Genomic DNA, 14,083 nt, shown 5'->3' with positions numbered 1-14,083 from the left:
ACAACAACATCCAAGCCTGCTATCATTATTTAGTGAAGATATATAGAAGGGAGATAGCAAAGAGAAATGAAAGCTATCTACGCAAGAGTATCGACAGAAGAATCGGCACAGAAAGGATATTCAATCGCTCATCAGATCGAAGAAGCGAAGAAGAAGGCGAAAACGGACGATGTAATGATATACACCGATGAAGGCTTTTCCGGCGAATTTCTTGAACGTCCAGGACTGGAACGATTGCGCAACGATATACGAAACGGAATGATCGATACCGTCATTGTGTATGATCCCGACCGGCTGGCGCGTAATCTTATGCACCAGCTGCTGCTTGATGATGAGTTTCGAAAATACAATGTTGAATTGCTGTTTGTCAATGGAGAGTATGCAAACACGCCGGAAGGGAAGCTGTTTTTTTCGATGCGCGGAGCTATTTCCGAGTTCGAAAAGGCTAAAATTCGCGAACGAACGATGGCAGGGCGGAAAAGAAAAGCGAAACAAGGAAAAGTTGTGAAGAATGACCGAATATACGGTTACGATTACGATAAACAGACGGGACAACTCAAAATAAATGAAAGTGAAGCTGAAATCGTTCGCTTCATATTTGACAGTTTCGTTCAAGAGCGTTTCAAAGGCGTAAACGGCATTGCATTGCATTTGACTGAGAGAAAAATACCGACAAAAACGGGAAAAACGGTGTGGCATCGGCAAGTGGTACGGCAAATATTGATGAATGAAACGTACACGGGAAAAAAACCGCAGAACAAGTGGAATACAGAAGGCATGCTGGCGAATAAGTATCGCAATGAAAAAGTGCCGATGCGCTTGCGTAATAAGGATGAGTGGATCTATGTCGATGTGCCAGCTATCGTTTCAGAAGAACAATTTCAACAAGCGCAAATGTTGCTGGAGCAAGCAAGACGACGCTACACAAAAACACCGAAACGTCAATACTTGTTGTCAGGGCTATTGCGCTGCGCACAATGTGGAAATACGATGACTGGCCGATACGCAAAAAATTGGGGTAAATACTTTCGAGAGTATACAGACATAAAAAATACAGCTGGCGCAAAAAATCCTGGTTGTGGAATGACCATTCGGGCTGATGAAATTGAACATGAGGTATGGATCTACCTTCTTGATTTGTTCAACCATCCAGAGCGAATACGAGAATTCCAGCCTGTTGCTGACGTTGAACATAGCTATGAAACGAAGGAGCTCGCACGGATTGAAAAAGAGATTGACCGAACGCGGAAAGGACGCAAACGCCTGCTTTCGCTTGTCACAATGTCCGATGACGACGAACTCGATCTTGAAGAAGTGAAAGAGGAAATACGCAACTTGCAGCAACGTGAAAAAGAGCTGATTGAACAATACAAACAGCTGGAACAACAACTCAAAGAAATGCAAGAAAACAAGCCAAACGAACACATTTTGCAAGAAGCAATCGACTTTTTCTTGCATCACAAAGAACAACTTGACTTTGAAATTAAACAAACGCTGATCCGTAAAGTTGTTAAAGAGATTCGTGTTATTGATAAAGAAAATATCGAAATTCACTTATTTTAGAACGCTTAAACAGCGTTCTTTTTACATTTTATAACGCACACTATTGTCATAAGTATTTCATTCTCTATACAACGTGCTGCATAAGTGGCAAGTTTCGTTCCTTTTCCGGTTGAATAGCTTTCGATCGCTTTAATTAAGCCGATCGTGCCGATTGAAATTAAATCTTCTGGATCTTCTCCGGTGTTTTCAAACTTTTTTACAATGTGCGCAACGAGACGTAAATTATGTTCGATTAGCTTGTTTCGGGCGTGTTCATCTCCTTTAGCCATCTGTTTTAAATACATCGCTTCTTCTTTTGCATCGAGCGGCTGTGGAAAGGCGTTGTTTTTTACGTAAGAAACTAAAAAGACGAGCTCCTTTATAAACAAAGCAAGTGCAGAAAAAATAGTGCCCATCACCGTTCACCTCACAGGTGGTCATTTTGTTGCTTATGTATGTATATGCATTAGAAAACTTGTTCGTGTTTGGACACATGATTTTTTGTTTTGTGAAAGAAAATGACGTATAATTGTAAACTGTAAATACACACAAGAAAGAAGGGTGAAGCGTGAGAAGGGCGATGATGAAACCGTTGAAACTAACGCCGCCGCAACTATTAGCGTTTATGTTTCTTTTTCTCGTCGTTGCTGGTGGAGTATTGTTGAAGTTGCCGATCGCAACGGAGCGAGAAATTAGCTGGCTTGATGCGCTATTTTTATCAACATCTGCCGCAACAGTAACCGGGCTAGCGCCGATTGATCCTGGCTCTACGTTTACATTGTTTGGAGAAATTGTTTTAATGGTGCTTATTCAAGTTGGTGGACTTGGGATTATGACCTTTGCGGTGCTCGTTGTCATTGTGCTCGGAAAAAAAATTGGAATGAAGCAGCGTATGTTGATGCAGGAAGCTCTAAATCAGCCATCGCTTGGCGGTGTCATTCGTTTGGCGCGCAACTTATTGTTGTTTTCTTTATTCATGGAACTTGTCGGGGCGTCGTTGTTAGCGATCGATTGGGTTCCGAAAATGGGATGGGCAAAAGGATTGTATTATAGTCTTTTTCATACTATTGCGTCGTTTAACAACGCAGGGTTTGCATTATGGCCTGATAATTTGTCACGCTTTGTCGGCGATCCGATCGTCAACGTTACCGTTTCTTTGCTCGTAATTATCGGAGGTCTTGGTTTTACCGTTGTGTTTGATGTATTGTATCAACGCCGTTGGAGAAAACTGTCCCTCCACACGAAGCTCATGTTAGTCATGACGCTTGTTGTGAATGTTGTGGCGATTGTCGCCGTATTTTTATTTGAACATCATAATCCGAAAACGCTCGGTTCACTTTCGCTTCGAGAACAGCTTTGGGCCGCGTACTTTCAAGGCATTACACCAAGAACGGCAGGATTTAATACGATTGATATTGGATCACTTGAACAGCCGACAGCGATGCTTATGATTTTTCTTATGTTTATCGGAGCAGGAAGCACATCGACCGGCGGAGGAATTAAACTAACGACGTTTGCAGTTATCGTTTTTGCGGTCATGAGTTTTCTAAAAGGAAAAGAAGAAACAGTGATCGGGATGAGAACGATCCGTTATACAATTATTTTACGTGCGTTAGCGATCGCATCGATGAGTATGTTGTTTATTTTTATTGTGACAATGATGTTGACACTCACCGAAGATGCTTCACTTCTTGCCCTTTTATTTGAAGTTGTATCTGCATTTGGAACCGTTGGACTCTCGATGAATTTGACACCGCATTTATCAACGATCGGAAAAATGCTTATTATTGGCGTCATGTTGTTTGGGAAATTAGGTCCGTTAACGCTCGTCTATTCGATTGCGAAGCCGAAAAAAACAAACATTCGTTATCCGAATGGCGATATATTGACAGGATGAAAAAAGCGAGGGGGGTGTCCCTCGCTTTTATTGTTTCGGCTCTTGTGGCATAATTAAAATTTCTACACGTCGGTTTTTGGCGCGTCCTTCAGGGGTAGCATTCGAGGCGATCGGTTTAAATTCGCCGTACCCTTTTGCGCTAAATAACTGTGGATTCAACTTTGTATTTTCAAGCAATAGTTTCATAAAGTTAACAGCGCGCATGACGCTTAATTCCCAGTTTGAAGCAAATTTTGCATTATTGATCGGCACATTGTCTGTATGTCCGCTAATGACGATATTTCGTGGCGGATTCATGACAAGCAAGTTCGATATTTTTTTTGCGACATCGCGATATTGTGGTTTAATATCAGCACTGCCTGAATCAAACAGCACGTCGTTTGCGATCGTAACAAGTAACCCTTCCTCTGTCATCGCTACAGATAACTCCCCACTTAGTTGATTCGTTTTGACGTATTCGTTAAATTTACTTTGAATCTTTTTTAATTCCTCGTATTCTTCTTTTGAAATTTTAACGTACGGCTTTTGATTTGGCGAGTCTTTAATGACAGAGTCCATCTCTTCTCTTTCGATCGGGCTTAAATATTGTAACGCCCCTGTCCCGCCTGTAAATACGCTATTAAACGCGCGCGCGATTTCCATAAACTTTTTTGAATCAATTTGACTACTTGCGAACAATACGATAAATAGCGCAAGCAACAATGTTAATAAGTCGGCGTACGGAATGAGCCAGCTTTCATCGACATGTTCTTCATGATGATGTTTTTTATGCTTTTTCGCCATTATTTTGAGCTCCTTGTCCTAAAAGTTTTTGACGTTCGCTCATCGGTAAATAAGAAGCTAATTTTTGCTCAATCGCTCGAGGTGCTTGTCCTTCAATAATGGAAAGCACACCTTCGATCATTACTTGTCGCACTTTAATTTCTTCTTTTGATTTACGCTTTAGCTTGTTCGCAAAGGGATGCCAAAGGACGTATCCTGTAAAAATCCCCATAAGTGTCGCAACGAACGCCGCACTAATGGCGTGACCGAGACGCTCAATATCAGACATATCTTGCAACGCAGCGATTAATCCGACGACGGCACCAAGTACCCCGAGCGTTGGGGCATATGTGCCGGCTTGTGTAAAAATAGTAGCATTCGCTAAGTGGCGTTCTTCCATCGCTTCAATTTCTTCTGTCATGACATCGCGAATAAATTCTTGTGACTGTCCGTCAATGGCTAAACTTAATCCGTTGCGTAAAAATGGGTCATCAATTTCAGCAATTTTTGCCTCTAAAGCGAGCAATCCTTCGCGACGAGCGATGTTTGCCCACTCGACAAACAGCGGGATAAGTTCTTCAATTTTTGGTGTTTTTGATTCTTTAAAAATAACTCCAAACAGTTTCGGCACTTTCGAAATTTCTTTCGTTGGAAAGGCGATCGTAACGGCTGCCGCTGTCCCTAATAAAATGATTAAAATCGCAGCAGGGTTAATGAGCACAGATGGGCTTACACCTTTAAACACCATTCCGACACCGACAGCGATAATGCCAAGAATGAGCCCGATTAAGGACGTACGGTCCATGATATCACCTCTAGTTGTAGATTGAAAAATAAATCCAAGTTTATCATATAATTTATCCGAATGTTTGAAAAGGGAAATTTGTACGAAAAAAACCCTTGAAGTGGAAAACTCCAAGGGTTAAATTTTCTTTAACTTGAATGAACCAACCATTAAAAGAGAAAGCGTAAAAATAATAAAAATAAAGATGTAAGGCGGGAAGTAATGAATCGTTAAATAGCTAAGCGTCAATAAACAACCTGCTGCTGTAATCGGCAAACCGGTGAAATATCCGTTGCTTTCAGTAATGTTAAATCGTGCTAACCGAAAGGCTCCGCAACCGATATAAAAAATCGTAAAAAATGAGCCAGGTGCGCCAAATTCGTGCAATAATCCTTGATAAAGTAATAGTGCAGGTGCTACTCCAAATGATATAATATCACTCATTGAGTCCAATTGTTTCCCTAAGTCTGATTCGATGTTCATTTTCCGAGCGACTGTTCCGTCAAAACGATCGGCAAGTGCTGCTAAAAAAATAAATAATACAGAGACATTCAGCTGGCCTTTCACCGCAAATAAAATGGCGAAACCGCCTAAGCTTAAGTTTGTCAACGTCAATACGTTTGCCGTATGCGCTTTAAGTTTTTTAATGGTATGATCAATATAATCCGATAAAAACATATAAATTCACTCCTTTATTGAAATCGTGCCGACCCACTTGCCAAAAATATCACTCGGTTACTAATATTTTATTGATAATAAGCAAACTAGTAAAGGATATTCTTTACTTTAGGAGGGAAAGTCGTTGTTGAAGTGGTTATATCGACTATTTATTGAATTGACAAATCAGCCGTTGACATCGAAATGTCTCGCTTCGTTCACACGCTCGAAATGGAGTCGGTTAGTCATTCCATCTTATGCGAAAGTATATAAAGTTAATGAAGAAGAAATGGAAAAAAAGTTACATGAATACGAAACGCTCCAACAACTGTTCGTGCGTACGTTAAAACAAGGGCTTCGTCCAGTTGATGCACATCCAGATAGTGTCGTCAGCCCTGTCGATGCCGTTATTGAAGATGTCGGCGTGATTACGGAACAAAAAGAAATCATTGTCAAAGGGAAAACGTACTCTATTCGTGAAATGCTCGGTGATGACCGAATAGCTGAAAAATATTTGCATGGAACGTTTATTATTTTGTATTTAAGTCCGAGTCATTATCATCGCATTCATAGTCCAATATGTGGGGAAGTTGTGAAGCAGTGGGAGCTTGGTGGGAAGTCATACCCTGTAAACCGCCTTGGATTGAAATATGGGAAGGCTCCTCTTTCTAAAAATTACAGAAGAATTACGGAATTGTGTACAAATGGCATGTATACGGCTATCGTGAAAGTCGGAGCGATGTTTGTCAACAGCATTGAATTAACACATGAACATGATTATGTGAAAAAAGGGGAAGAAATCGGATATTTTTCATTCGGTTCTACGGTTGTGTTACTGTTTGAAAAAGATGTGTTCACATTAGACGAACAAATCGTCCCGCCATTTGAAGTAAAAATGGGACAACGAATCGGCTTTTTGGCGCAAAAGAAAAAGAGCCAATAGAGGCTCAATTACGATGTTTGTTTCAGTTTATGATGAAGACGGCGACGGAAAATCTCACGTTCAATCAGTTGAATAAATTCTTTGCTTAGTTGTAATTCTTTCGCTTTGTAGTATGATTCAATTAATAAGTCGTCAGGCAAACATTTCATTTTTTCGCCTCCTTAGGTATACACGAATACATGTATACATATAATGGTAGGTTTATCTTCACTTTACCATAAAACGAAAATAAGAACAATTGTTCTAATTATCCACAGATAGTGGTGGATAATATGTGGATGAATTGTTTATAACGTGTAGAAAAACTTGAGAAATACGTGTGGATGATGTGTATAAAGTTATCCACAAAACACAAAAATCGTCGGATTTTGTCGAAAAATTTTACAATTTGTTTATTTATGTAAAAAGTAAAAAACGAAGAAGGAATGAGGAAGTATGTTAAAATATTTCTTACCGAACGAACATGCAAAAAGTATTTTTGAAATCACCCCTCAACATTTAAAACAAAAAGGAATCAAAGGGATTATTACCGATTTAGACAATACGTTAATTGAGTGGGATCGTCCGCTTGCGACGCCAGAAGTGGCTCGGTGGTTTGAAGACATGAAGAAAAGTGACATTCAAGTGACGATCGTGTCAAACAACAATAAAAAAAGAGTGGAAGCATTCGCCAAGCCACTTGGCATTCCGTTCATTTTCGAGGCGCGCAAGCCATTAACGAGAGCGTTCCAACAAGCGTTGCGCGACATGAAGTTAAAAAACGAAGAAGTCGTCGTCATCGGTGATCAGCTTCTTACCGATGTATTTGGTGGCAATCGTCTCGGATTACATACGATTTTAGTCGTTCCTGTCGCGCAAACAGATGGCTTTTTTACTCGTATGAATCGAAATATTGAACGAAGAATTTTAAATGTCATGCGAAAAAAAGGTATGATTCATTGGGAGTGATGATAATGAGTGAACAAGTCATTTGTATTGGATGTGGAGTAACGATTCAAACAGAAGACGAAACGAAAGTCGGGTATGCGCCTCCTTCAGCACTTGAACGCGATCCGATCATTTGTCAGCGTTGTTTTCGGTTAAAACATTACAACGAAGTGCAAGATGTATCTTTAACAGATGACGACTTTTTAAACATTTTGCACGGCATCGGACAAGCGGATGGACTTGTAGTGAAAATTGTTGACATTTTTGACTTCAATGGCAGTTGGTTGCCTGGGTTGCATCGATTTGTCGGAAAAAAAGATGTGTTACTTGTCGGGAATAAAGTCGACTTGTTACCAAAGTCTGTAAAACACGAAAAGGTCACGCGGTGGATGAGACAAACAGCGCGCGAACTCGGCTTACAGCCACGCGATGTCTTTTTAGTCAGCGCCAATAAAGGTGATGGAATGAAGGAAGTGATGGTTGCGATTGATGAGTATCGCAATGGAAAAGATGTATATGTCGTCGGCTGTACAAACGTCGGAAAATCGACATTTATTAATCGTATCATTAAAGAAGCGACAGGAAAAGGAAACATCATTACGACGTCATATTTCCCTGGAACAACACTTGATATGATTGAAATTCCGCTCGATGATGGTTCGGCGCTTTACGATACGCCAGGAATTATCAATCATCATCAAATGGCACATTTCGTCGATAAAAAAGATTTAAAAGTGATTACACCGAAAAAAGAAATTAAACCAAAAGTATATCAATTAAACGAACAACAAACGTTATTTTTCGGCGGACTTGCCCGGCTAGATTATGTGAGCGGGGGAAGACGTCCATTTGTATGTTATATGTCAAATGAACTATTTATTCATCGAACGAAACGTGAGCATGCCGATGAATTGTATGAGAGACATCTTGGTGAATTGTTGCAGCCGCCGCGCAAAAGCTATTGCGAGCAATTGCCGCCACTTGTCGCCCATCATTTTACGTTAAAAGAACCAAAAACAGATATCGTTTTTTCAGGGCTCGGTTGGGTGACATGTCACGAACCGGGGGCACAAGTCATTGCATATGCACCAAAAGGTGTTGGTGTGATGTTGCGCAAATCGCTCATTTAACAGAAGAGGGGGAGAGGGATTTGAAACTATTTGGGCTTATCGGTTGCCCTGTTCATCATTCGTTATCGCCGCTTATGCATAACGATGCGTTTCAATCGTTACATATCGATGCGCATTATCATGCGTTCCATGTCGAGCCACATATGTTAAAAGAGGCGGTAGAAGGTTTAAGGGCGTTGCAATGTGCCGGGTTTAATGTGACGATCCCACATAAGACAGCAGTGATGGAATATATGGATGAGCTTGATGAAACAGCTAAACAAATGGGGGCAGTCAACACAGTTGTTAATGAAAATGGGAAATGGGTTGGCTATAATACAGATGGTGAAGGATTTGTCCGGGCGTTATGCGAACAAATGAACATTGAATTATTCGGCGCACGCATATTGATTGTCGGTGCAGGTGGAGCAGCGCGTGGCATTTATTTTGCTCTTTTAAACCATCAAGCGTCCACTATTGATATATGTAATCGCACATTAGAAAGAGCGGAAGCGTTTATTAAAAAAGAAAAGTCAGCTGTGTATTCGCTTGAACAAGCAGAAGAGCGTTTAGGGGAGTACGACATCGTCATTAACACGACGTCCGTAGGCATGTATCCGCATGTCGATGCCATGCCAATTTCTCTTCGAAATTTAAAAAAAGATACAATCGTCAGCGATATCATTTATAATCCACTGATGACGAAATGGTTGCAAGAAGCGAAAGAAAAAGGGGCGCGCGTGCAAAACGGCGTCGGGATGTTTGTCTATCAAGGAGCGCTAGCGTTTGAAAAATGGACAGGCATTTTCCCAAATACGAAACGAATGGAACAACTTGTTATTCAACAGTTAGGAGGAAAAACATGTTAACAGGAAAACAAAAACGGTTTTTACGTTCTTTAGCTCATCATTTAACACCGATTTTCCAAGTAGGAAAAGGTGGCGTCAATGAAAACATGATTAAACAAATTGCGGATGCGCTCGAAGCGAGAGAGCTTATTAAAGTAAGTGTATTAAAAAATTGCGATGAAGAAAAAGAAGTTGTTGCAGAACAATTAGCGCAAGGTGCAGGGGCGGAAGTCGTCCAACTGATCGGACATACGATCGTGTTATATAAAGAATCACGTGAACACAAACAAATTGTGTTACCAAAATAGGAGCGACGCGGTGAAAAAAGTAGGCATTTTAGGTGGGACGTTTGATCCGCCTCATTACGGGCATTTACTAATTGCGGATGATGTACGAACGGAGTTGCAACTCGATGAAATATGGTTTATGCCAAACTACATTCCGCCACATAAAGACAAAAAAGTGACAGATCATGTGCATCGCGTCAATATGTTGCATGCGGCGGTTGCCAATCAGCCGCACTTTCGCGTTGAAACGATTGAACTTGAACGAAAAGAGCGATCATATACGTACGATACGATCGTTTTGTTAAAGAAAAAACATCCTCATACGATATTTTATTTTATTATTGGTGGGGATATGGTCGAATATTTGCCACATTGGTATCGTATTGATGAGCTCGTTCAGCTTGTGCAATTTGTTGGAGTGAAACGACCGGGCTATTCCCTTCGTACATCGTATCCAATAATAGAAGTAGACGTGCCGGTATTTGCGGTTTCTTCTTCGCTCATTCGTGAACGTATTCAAAGTGGGAAAAGTGTCACGTATTTGTTGCCAGAAGCGGTCCAATTATATATAAAGGAGAATCGTTTGTATGAAACGTGAAGAAGCGTTAGCGATCGTGCGCAAGCAATTAAAAGAACAACGTTACATTCATACAGTAGGTGTGATGGAAACAGCGATTGAACTTGCGAAAATATATGGTGCTGATATTCAAAAGGCGGAATTAGCCGCGATTTTTCATGACTACGCTAAATTCCGTACAAAAGAAGAAATGAAGCGCATCATTATCGAGCAACAAATGCCACAAGATTTGTTAGCGTATAGCCCAGAGTTATGGCATGCGCCGGTCGGGGCATATTTAGTTCAAACGGAAGTCGGCATTCAAGATGAAGACATTTTACAGGCGATTCGTTATCATACATCAGGAAGACCGAATATGACATTGCTTGAAAAAATTGTATATATCGCCGATTATATTGAGCCGAATCGTTCGTTTCCAGGTGTTGACGAAGTGCGGGCGTTAGCACGAGAGCATTTGGATCGTGCGCTTTTTCGGGCGTTGCAAAATACGATTCAATTTTTAATGGACAAACGTGAACCGATTTATCCAGATACGTTTCATACGTATAATGATATAGCACAAAAATTAAAGGGGGTTTCTTCATGACAGAACGAGATATTTTACGCATTGCTGTACAAGCAGCTGATGAAAAGAAAGCAGAGAACATCGTGGCATTAAATATGAAAGGCATTTCGCTTGTTGCCGACTACTTTATGATTTGTCATGGCAATTCAGATAAACAAGTGCAAGCCATTGCGCGCGAAATTAAAGAAAAGGCGGAAGAACATGACGTTTTAGTAAAACGTGTTGAAGGTTTTGATGAAGCACGTTGGATTTTAGTCGATTTAGGAGATGTTGTCGTCCATGTGTTCCATAAAGAAGATCGTGAATATTACAATCTCGAACGATTATGGGGCGATGCGCCACTTGAACAAATTGAGAGTGATCTCGGAGCATGACGTACGAACGATTTGCGAGTTGGTATGATCAATTAATGAGCGATGCCCCGTATGATGCGTGGTGTGCACTCGTTGAACGAACAGTTGCTTCCTATCACGTTGGAAAACGGTTGCTTGATCTCGGATGTGGTACGGGAGAGCTTGCGATTCGGTTAGCAGAAAAAGGGTTTGAAGTGACCGGTGTCGACTTGTCAGAACAAATGTTGGCTATTGCGCAAATGAAAGCAGAAGAGCGCGGGGTCGCTCTCTCGTTTTTTCAGCAAGATATGCGTGAATTTGGTCCGTTTGAGCCGTTTGATACGATCGTTATTTTTTGTGATTCGCTCAATTATTTATTACAGGAAGAAGACGTGATCGCCACGTTTTCGCGTGCATATGATCAATTGCGTCCGGGTGGCTTGTTTTTATTTGATGTGCATTCTTTATTTAAAATGGAAAACGTCTTTTTACATCATAGAACGTTTGCGAGCAACGATGAACAAGTGAGTTACATATGGAATTGTTATGAAGGATCGTGGCCACATAGCGTCGAACATGAGCTCACGTTTTTTGTGCAATTAGAAGAGGGCATGTATGAACGAGTCGACGAAATGCACGTACAGCGAACATACGATGTGGATCAATATGTGATGTGGTTAAAACAAGCAGGGTTTCGCCTGTTGCATGTATGGGCAGATTTTACAGAACAGCAACCGACAAAAGAAAGCGAGCGCATTTTCTTCATCGCGCAAAAATAAAATCCCAAAAGTGCCTTACTTTTGGGATTTTTCTTTAACAAATAAGCAGGATTTTTTTTTGTTAATCGCGAATATTGTCGATTTGTTGGCGCACCTTTTCCGTTTCTTCATAAAACTTTTCGTGCGTTTTTTGAAAAACATGGACAAACAAGTCCCCAACTTCTTTTTCCAACACTTCAATGCCCGCTCCTGTAATACCGCCTTTCACGCACACTTTTTCCTGTAATGTCGGTAGGGTGTATAATTGTTGCTCAAGTAGTGCCCCAAGCCCGATGATCATGTCTGTCGCTAACGTTGTTGCTTGTTCTTTCGTAATGGACGTTTGTTGAACGGCTGCATCGATAAACTTTTGAATTAAATAGCTGAAAAAAGCAGGGCCACAGCTCGTTAAATCAGAAGCGATGCGCGTAATAGGCTCGTCTATGTATATTGGACGAGAAATGGAGCGGAATAGCTGTTCAATTGTTGCCCGATCTGCCTCTGTGCAACGTTCACTTACAGTAATTAGTGTACTTCCGGCGAGTGCTCGATTTGTAATGCTCGGAATGGCGCGGACGACATGACATGGCACGAGTGACTCCAGTTGCTGTATGGAAATTGGGCTCGTAATCGATACGACACAGTGATGATCGGTCAAGTGTGGACGTAGTTTCTTTAAAACGGCAGGCATATGCAACGGTTTTGTACAAATGAAAAGGATGGTCGCGTGTTTTGCTACTTCTTCATTCGTCGCCATGACGTGAACGTCCGGGTAACGTTTTTGTATATTGTATGCTTTTTCAAGCGTCCGGTTTGTAATGAACAGTTGTTCTGGTTTTACCGCATTTCCGTTAATAAACGATTCAATTAAAATCGTTCCCATGTTTCCTGTTCCAATAAACCCTATATTCAACGGTATTCCCCCCTTATCCGTCACCACTATACGTCATATGTATGCACGAATAATGCTTTTTATGAAAGGGTGAAAGCATGAAGTGGATAAAAACATATGAACGTTGGATATATATAGGCTCAGTTGTCATTGGAGCGATCATTTGGATCGTTCAACAACAAGAGGAAACGCCGATACAACCACTTCCTTTAGAACAGGTAGAACAACAAGAACAGCAAGAAAAGCAAGTAGAGGAGCAATCATCCGTTGTTGTCGATGTGAAAGGAGCCGTCAAACGAGCGGGAGTATATGAAGTGGCATCAACAAGTCGTATTTATGACGTCATTCAACTGGCAGGGGGATTAACAAACGAAGCAGATGAGACGAAAGTGAACTTTGCGATGAAAGTGCATGATGAAATGGTCATTTACGTGCCGAAAAAAGGTGAGGACATCCTTGTGGAAACAGCTAGTCAAACGAGCAGTTCAAGTGGAAAAATCAACATTAACACAGCAACGATTGATCAACTGCAAACACTACAAGGGATTGGTCCCGCGAAAGCATCCGCGATTATAGCATATCGGGAGGAACACGGACCGTTTCAAAAAGTCGAAGATTTATTGCATGTAAGCGGAATCGGCCCAAAATCGCTTGAAAAAATAAAAGAACAAATTGTCGTTCGTTAAAATTGACGATAAACTAAGGGCATAATGGACAAGGGGGAGAAGTAGATGGAGCGAATTACATGGGATCAATATTTTATGGCTCAAAGCCATTTATTAGCGTTGCGTAGCACGTGTACGAGGCTAGCTGTCGGGGCAACAATTGTGCGCGATAAGCGCATTATTGCCGGGGGATATAACGGTTCGATCGCAGGTGGAGCGCATTGTATCGATGAAGGATGTTATGTGATCGACAACCATTGCGTGCGCACCATTCATGCAGAAATGAATGCCATTTTACAATGTGCGAAGTTCGGTGTGCCAACGGAAGGGGCGGAAATATACGTTACCCACTTTCCTTGTTTACAATGTTGCAAAGCGATTATTCAAAGCGGGATGAAAGCTGTGTATTATGCGAACGACTATAAAAACCACCCGTTTGCTTTGCAATTGTTCGAACAGTCTGGAGTAACGGTAAAGCACGTCCCGTTTGATGTAAACTCGATTCCAACATTTTTACATGCAAAGGGGAGATGACGTA

19 protein-coding genes are annotated in these 14,083 nt (G+C 41.2%); 13 read left to right on the top strand and 6 right to left on the bottom strand.

Annotated elements, in window-relative coordinates; genetic code table 11:
• Window positions 1-66: 66 nt before the first annotated feature.
• Complete coding sequence (locus tag HNR43_RS02595) at window positions 67-1,563, top strand: recombinase family protein (RefSeq protein ID WP_183241014.1); 1,497 nt, start codon at window positions 67-69, stop codon at window positions 1,561-1,563.
• A 5-nt stretch (window positions 1,564-1,568) separates the two neighbouring features.
• On the opposite strand, the gene HNR43_RS02590 is transcribed toward HNR43_RS02595, so the two are convergent.
• Window positions 1,569-1,958 carry a sigma-70 family RNA polymerase sigma factor gene (locus HNR43_RS02590; protein WP_183241373.1) on the bottom strand — a complete coding sequence of 130 codons (390 nt, stop codon included), beginning with the start codon at window positions 1,956-1,958 and terminating at the stop codon, window positions 1,569-1,571.
• Between the two features lie 167 nt (window positions 1,959-2,125).
• On the opposite strand from HNR43_RS02590, the gene HNR43_RS02585 reads away from it, so the two are divergent.
• Window positions 2,126-3,439 (top strand): TrkH family potassium uptake protein, encoded by a 1,314-nt coding sequence (locus HNR43_RS02585; RefSeq protein WP_183241012.1) that lies wholly within the window; start codon window positions 2,126-2,128, stop codon window positions 3,437-3,439.
• Window positions 3,440-3,466: 27 nt separating this feature from the next.
• On the opposite strand, the gene motB is transcribed toward HNR43_RS02585, so the two are convergent.
• The 3 genes from motB to pssA all read right to left on the bottom strand — a co-directional run bounded on the left by motB (window position 3,467) and on the right by pssA (window position 5,663).
• Window positions 3,467-4,222, bottom strand: a complete 756-nt coding sequence (gene motB, locus HNR43_RS02580) for a flagellar motor protein MotB (protein ID WP_183241010.1) — start codon at window positions 4,220-4,222, stop codon at window positions 3,467-3,469.
• Entirely contained in the window at window positions 4,206-5,006 is an 801-nt protein-coding gene (gene motA, locus HNR43_RS02575) for a flagellar motor stator protein MotA (RefSeq protein ID WP_183241007.1), read from the bottom strand. The genes motB and motA overlap by 17 nt, the downstream gene beginning before the upstream one ends.
• A gap of 117 nt (window positions 5,007-5,123) precedes the next feature.
• Window positions 5,124-5,663 (bottom strand): CDP-diacylglycerol--serine O-phosphatidyltransferase, encoded by a 540-nt coding sequence (gene pssA, locus HNR43_RS02570; RefSeq protein WP_183241005.1) that lies wholly within the window; start codon window positions 5,661-5,663, stop codon window positions 5,124-5,126.
• A gap of 124 nt (window positions 5,664-5,787) precedes the next feature.
• Here pssA and HNR43_RS02565 point away from each other — a divergent pair, with 124 nt between their 5' ends.
• A complete protein-coding gene (locus HNR43_RS02565; RefSeq protein WP_183241003.1) occupies window positions 5,788-6,585 on the top strand; it encodes a phosphatidylserine decarboxylase in 798 nt (265 codons plus the stop codon).
• A gap of 8 nt (window positions 6,586-6,593) precedes the next feature.
• On the opposite strand, the gene HNR43_RS02560 is transcribed toward HNR43_RS02565, so the two are convergent.
• Window positions 6,594-6,734: a sporulation histidine kinase inhibitor Sda gene (locus tag HNR43_RS02560; RefSeq protein ID WP_035019450.1), complete on the bottom strand. Its 141-nt coding sequence runs from the start codon at window positions 6,732-6,734 to the stop codon at window positions 6,594-6,596.
• Window positions 6,735-7,020: 286 nt separating this feature from the next.
• Here HNR43_RS02560 and HNR43_RS02555 point away from each other — a divergent pair, with 286 nt between their 5' ends.
• The 8 genes from HNR43_RS02555 to HNR43_RS02520 are packed head-to-tail and all read left to right on the top strand — an operon-like array spanning window position 7,021 to window position 12,009.
• The gene (locus HNR43_RS02555) at window positions 7,021-7,533 is read left to right on the top strand and encodes a YqeG family HAD IIIA-type phosphatase (RefSeq protein ID WP_183241000.1); all 513 of its coding nucleotides are present in this window, start codon (window positions 7,021-7,023) and stop codon (window positions 7,531-7,533) included.
• 5 nt (window positions 7,534-7,538) lie between these two features.
• A complete protein-coding gene (gene yqeH / locus HNR43_RS02550) occupies window positions 7,539-8,642 on the top strand; it encodes a ribosome biogenesis GTPase YqeH (RefSeq protein ID WP_183240998.1) in 1,104 nt (367 codons plus the stop codon).
• Between the two features lie 20 nt (window positions 8,643-8,662).
• On the top strand, window positions 8,663-9,490 hold the full coding sequence (gene aroE / locus HNR43_RS02545) for a shikimate dehydrogenase (protein ID WP_183240995.1): 828 nt from the start codon (window positions 8,663-8,665) through the stop codon (window positions 9,488-9,490).
• Entirely contained in the window at window positions 9,484-9,777 is a 294-nt protein-coding gene (gene yhbY, locus HNR43_RS02540; protein WP_055441033.1) for a ribosome assembly RNA-binding protein YhbY, read from the top strand. Before aroE ends, yhbY begins: the two co-directional genes overlap by 7 nt.
• 10 nt (window positions 9,778-9,787) lie before the next feature.
• The gene (locus HNR43_RS02535) at window positions 9,788-10,354 is read left to right on the top strand and encodes a nicotinate-nucleotide adenylyltransferase (protein WP_183240993.1); all 567 of its coding nucleotides are present in this window, start codon (window positions 9,788-9,790) and stop codon (window positions 10,352-10,354) included.
• Window positions 10,344-10,919, top strand: coding sequence for a bis(5'-nucleosyl)-tetraphosphatase (symmetrical) YqeK (yqeK, locus tag HNR43_RS02530; RefSeq protein WP_183240990.1), 576 nt, complete (start codon window positions 10,344-10,346; stop codon window positions 10,917-10,919). Before HNR43_RS02535 ends, yqeK begins: the two co-directional genes overlap by 11 nt.
• Window positions 10,916-11,272: a ribosome silencing factor gene (gene rsfS / locus HNR43_RS02525; RefSeq protein ID WP_055441030.1), complete on the top strand. Its 357-nt coding sequence runs from the start codon at window positions 10,916-10,918 to the stop codon at window positions 11,270-11,272. The genes yqeK and rsfS overlap by 4 nt, the downstream gene beginning before the upstream one ends.
• Window positions 11,269-12,009 (top strand): class I SAM-dependent DNA methyltransferase, encoded by a 741-nt coding sequence (locus HNR43_RS02520; RefSeq protein WP_183240988.1) that lies wholly within the window; start codon window positions 11,269-11,271, stop codon window positions 12,007-12,009. Before rsfS ends, HNR43_RS02520 begins: the two co-directional genes overlap by 4 nt.
• Before the next feature lie 61 nt (window positions 12,010-12,070).
• Here the strand turns inward: HNR43_RS02520 and comER are convergent, their stop codons facing one another.
• Entirely contained in the window at window positions 12,071-12,901 is an 831-nt protein-coding gene (comER, locus tag HNR43_RS02515) for a late competence protein ComER (protein WP_183240985.1), read from the bottom strand.
• A gap of 77 nt (window positions 12,902-12,978) precedes the next feature.
• Between comER and HNR43_RS02510 the strand changes: the two genes are divergently transcribed.
• Entirely contained in the window at window positions 12,979-13,566 is a 588-nt protein-coding gene (locus HNR43_RS02510; RefSeq protein ID WP_183240983.1) for a helix-hairpin-helix domain-containing protein, read from the top strand.
• Window positions 13,567-13,611: 45 nt separating this feature from the next.
• Complete coding sequence (locus tag HNR43_RS02505; RefSeq protein ID WP_183240980.1) at window positions 13,612-14,079, top strand: ComE operon protein 2; 468 nt, start codon at window positions 13,612-13,614, stop codon at window positions 14,077-14,079.
• Window positions 14,080-14,083 lie beyond the last annotated feature (4 nt).

It is taken from the genome of Anoxybacillus mongoliensis, assembly GCF_014201515.1.
GTDB classification, from domain to species: Bacteria; Bacillota; Bacilli; order Bacillales; family Anoxybacillaceae; genus Anoxybacillus; species Anoxybacillus mongoliensis.
Note: the sequence above shows the minus strand (reverse complement) of the source record. Positions and strands in the feature narration are given on the sequence as shown.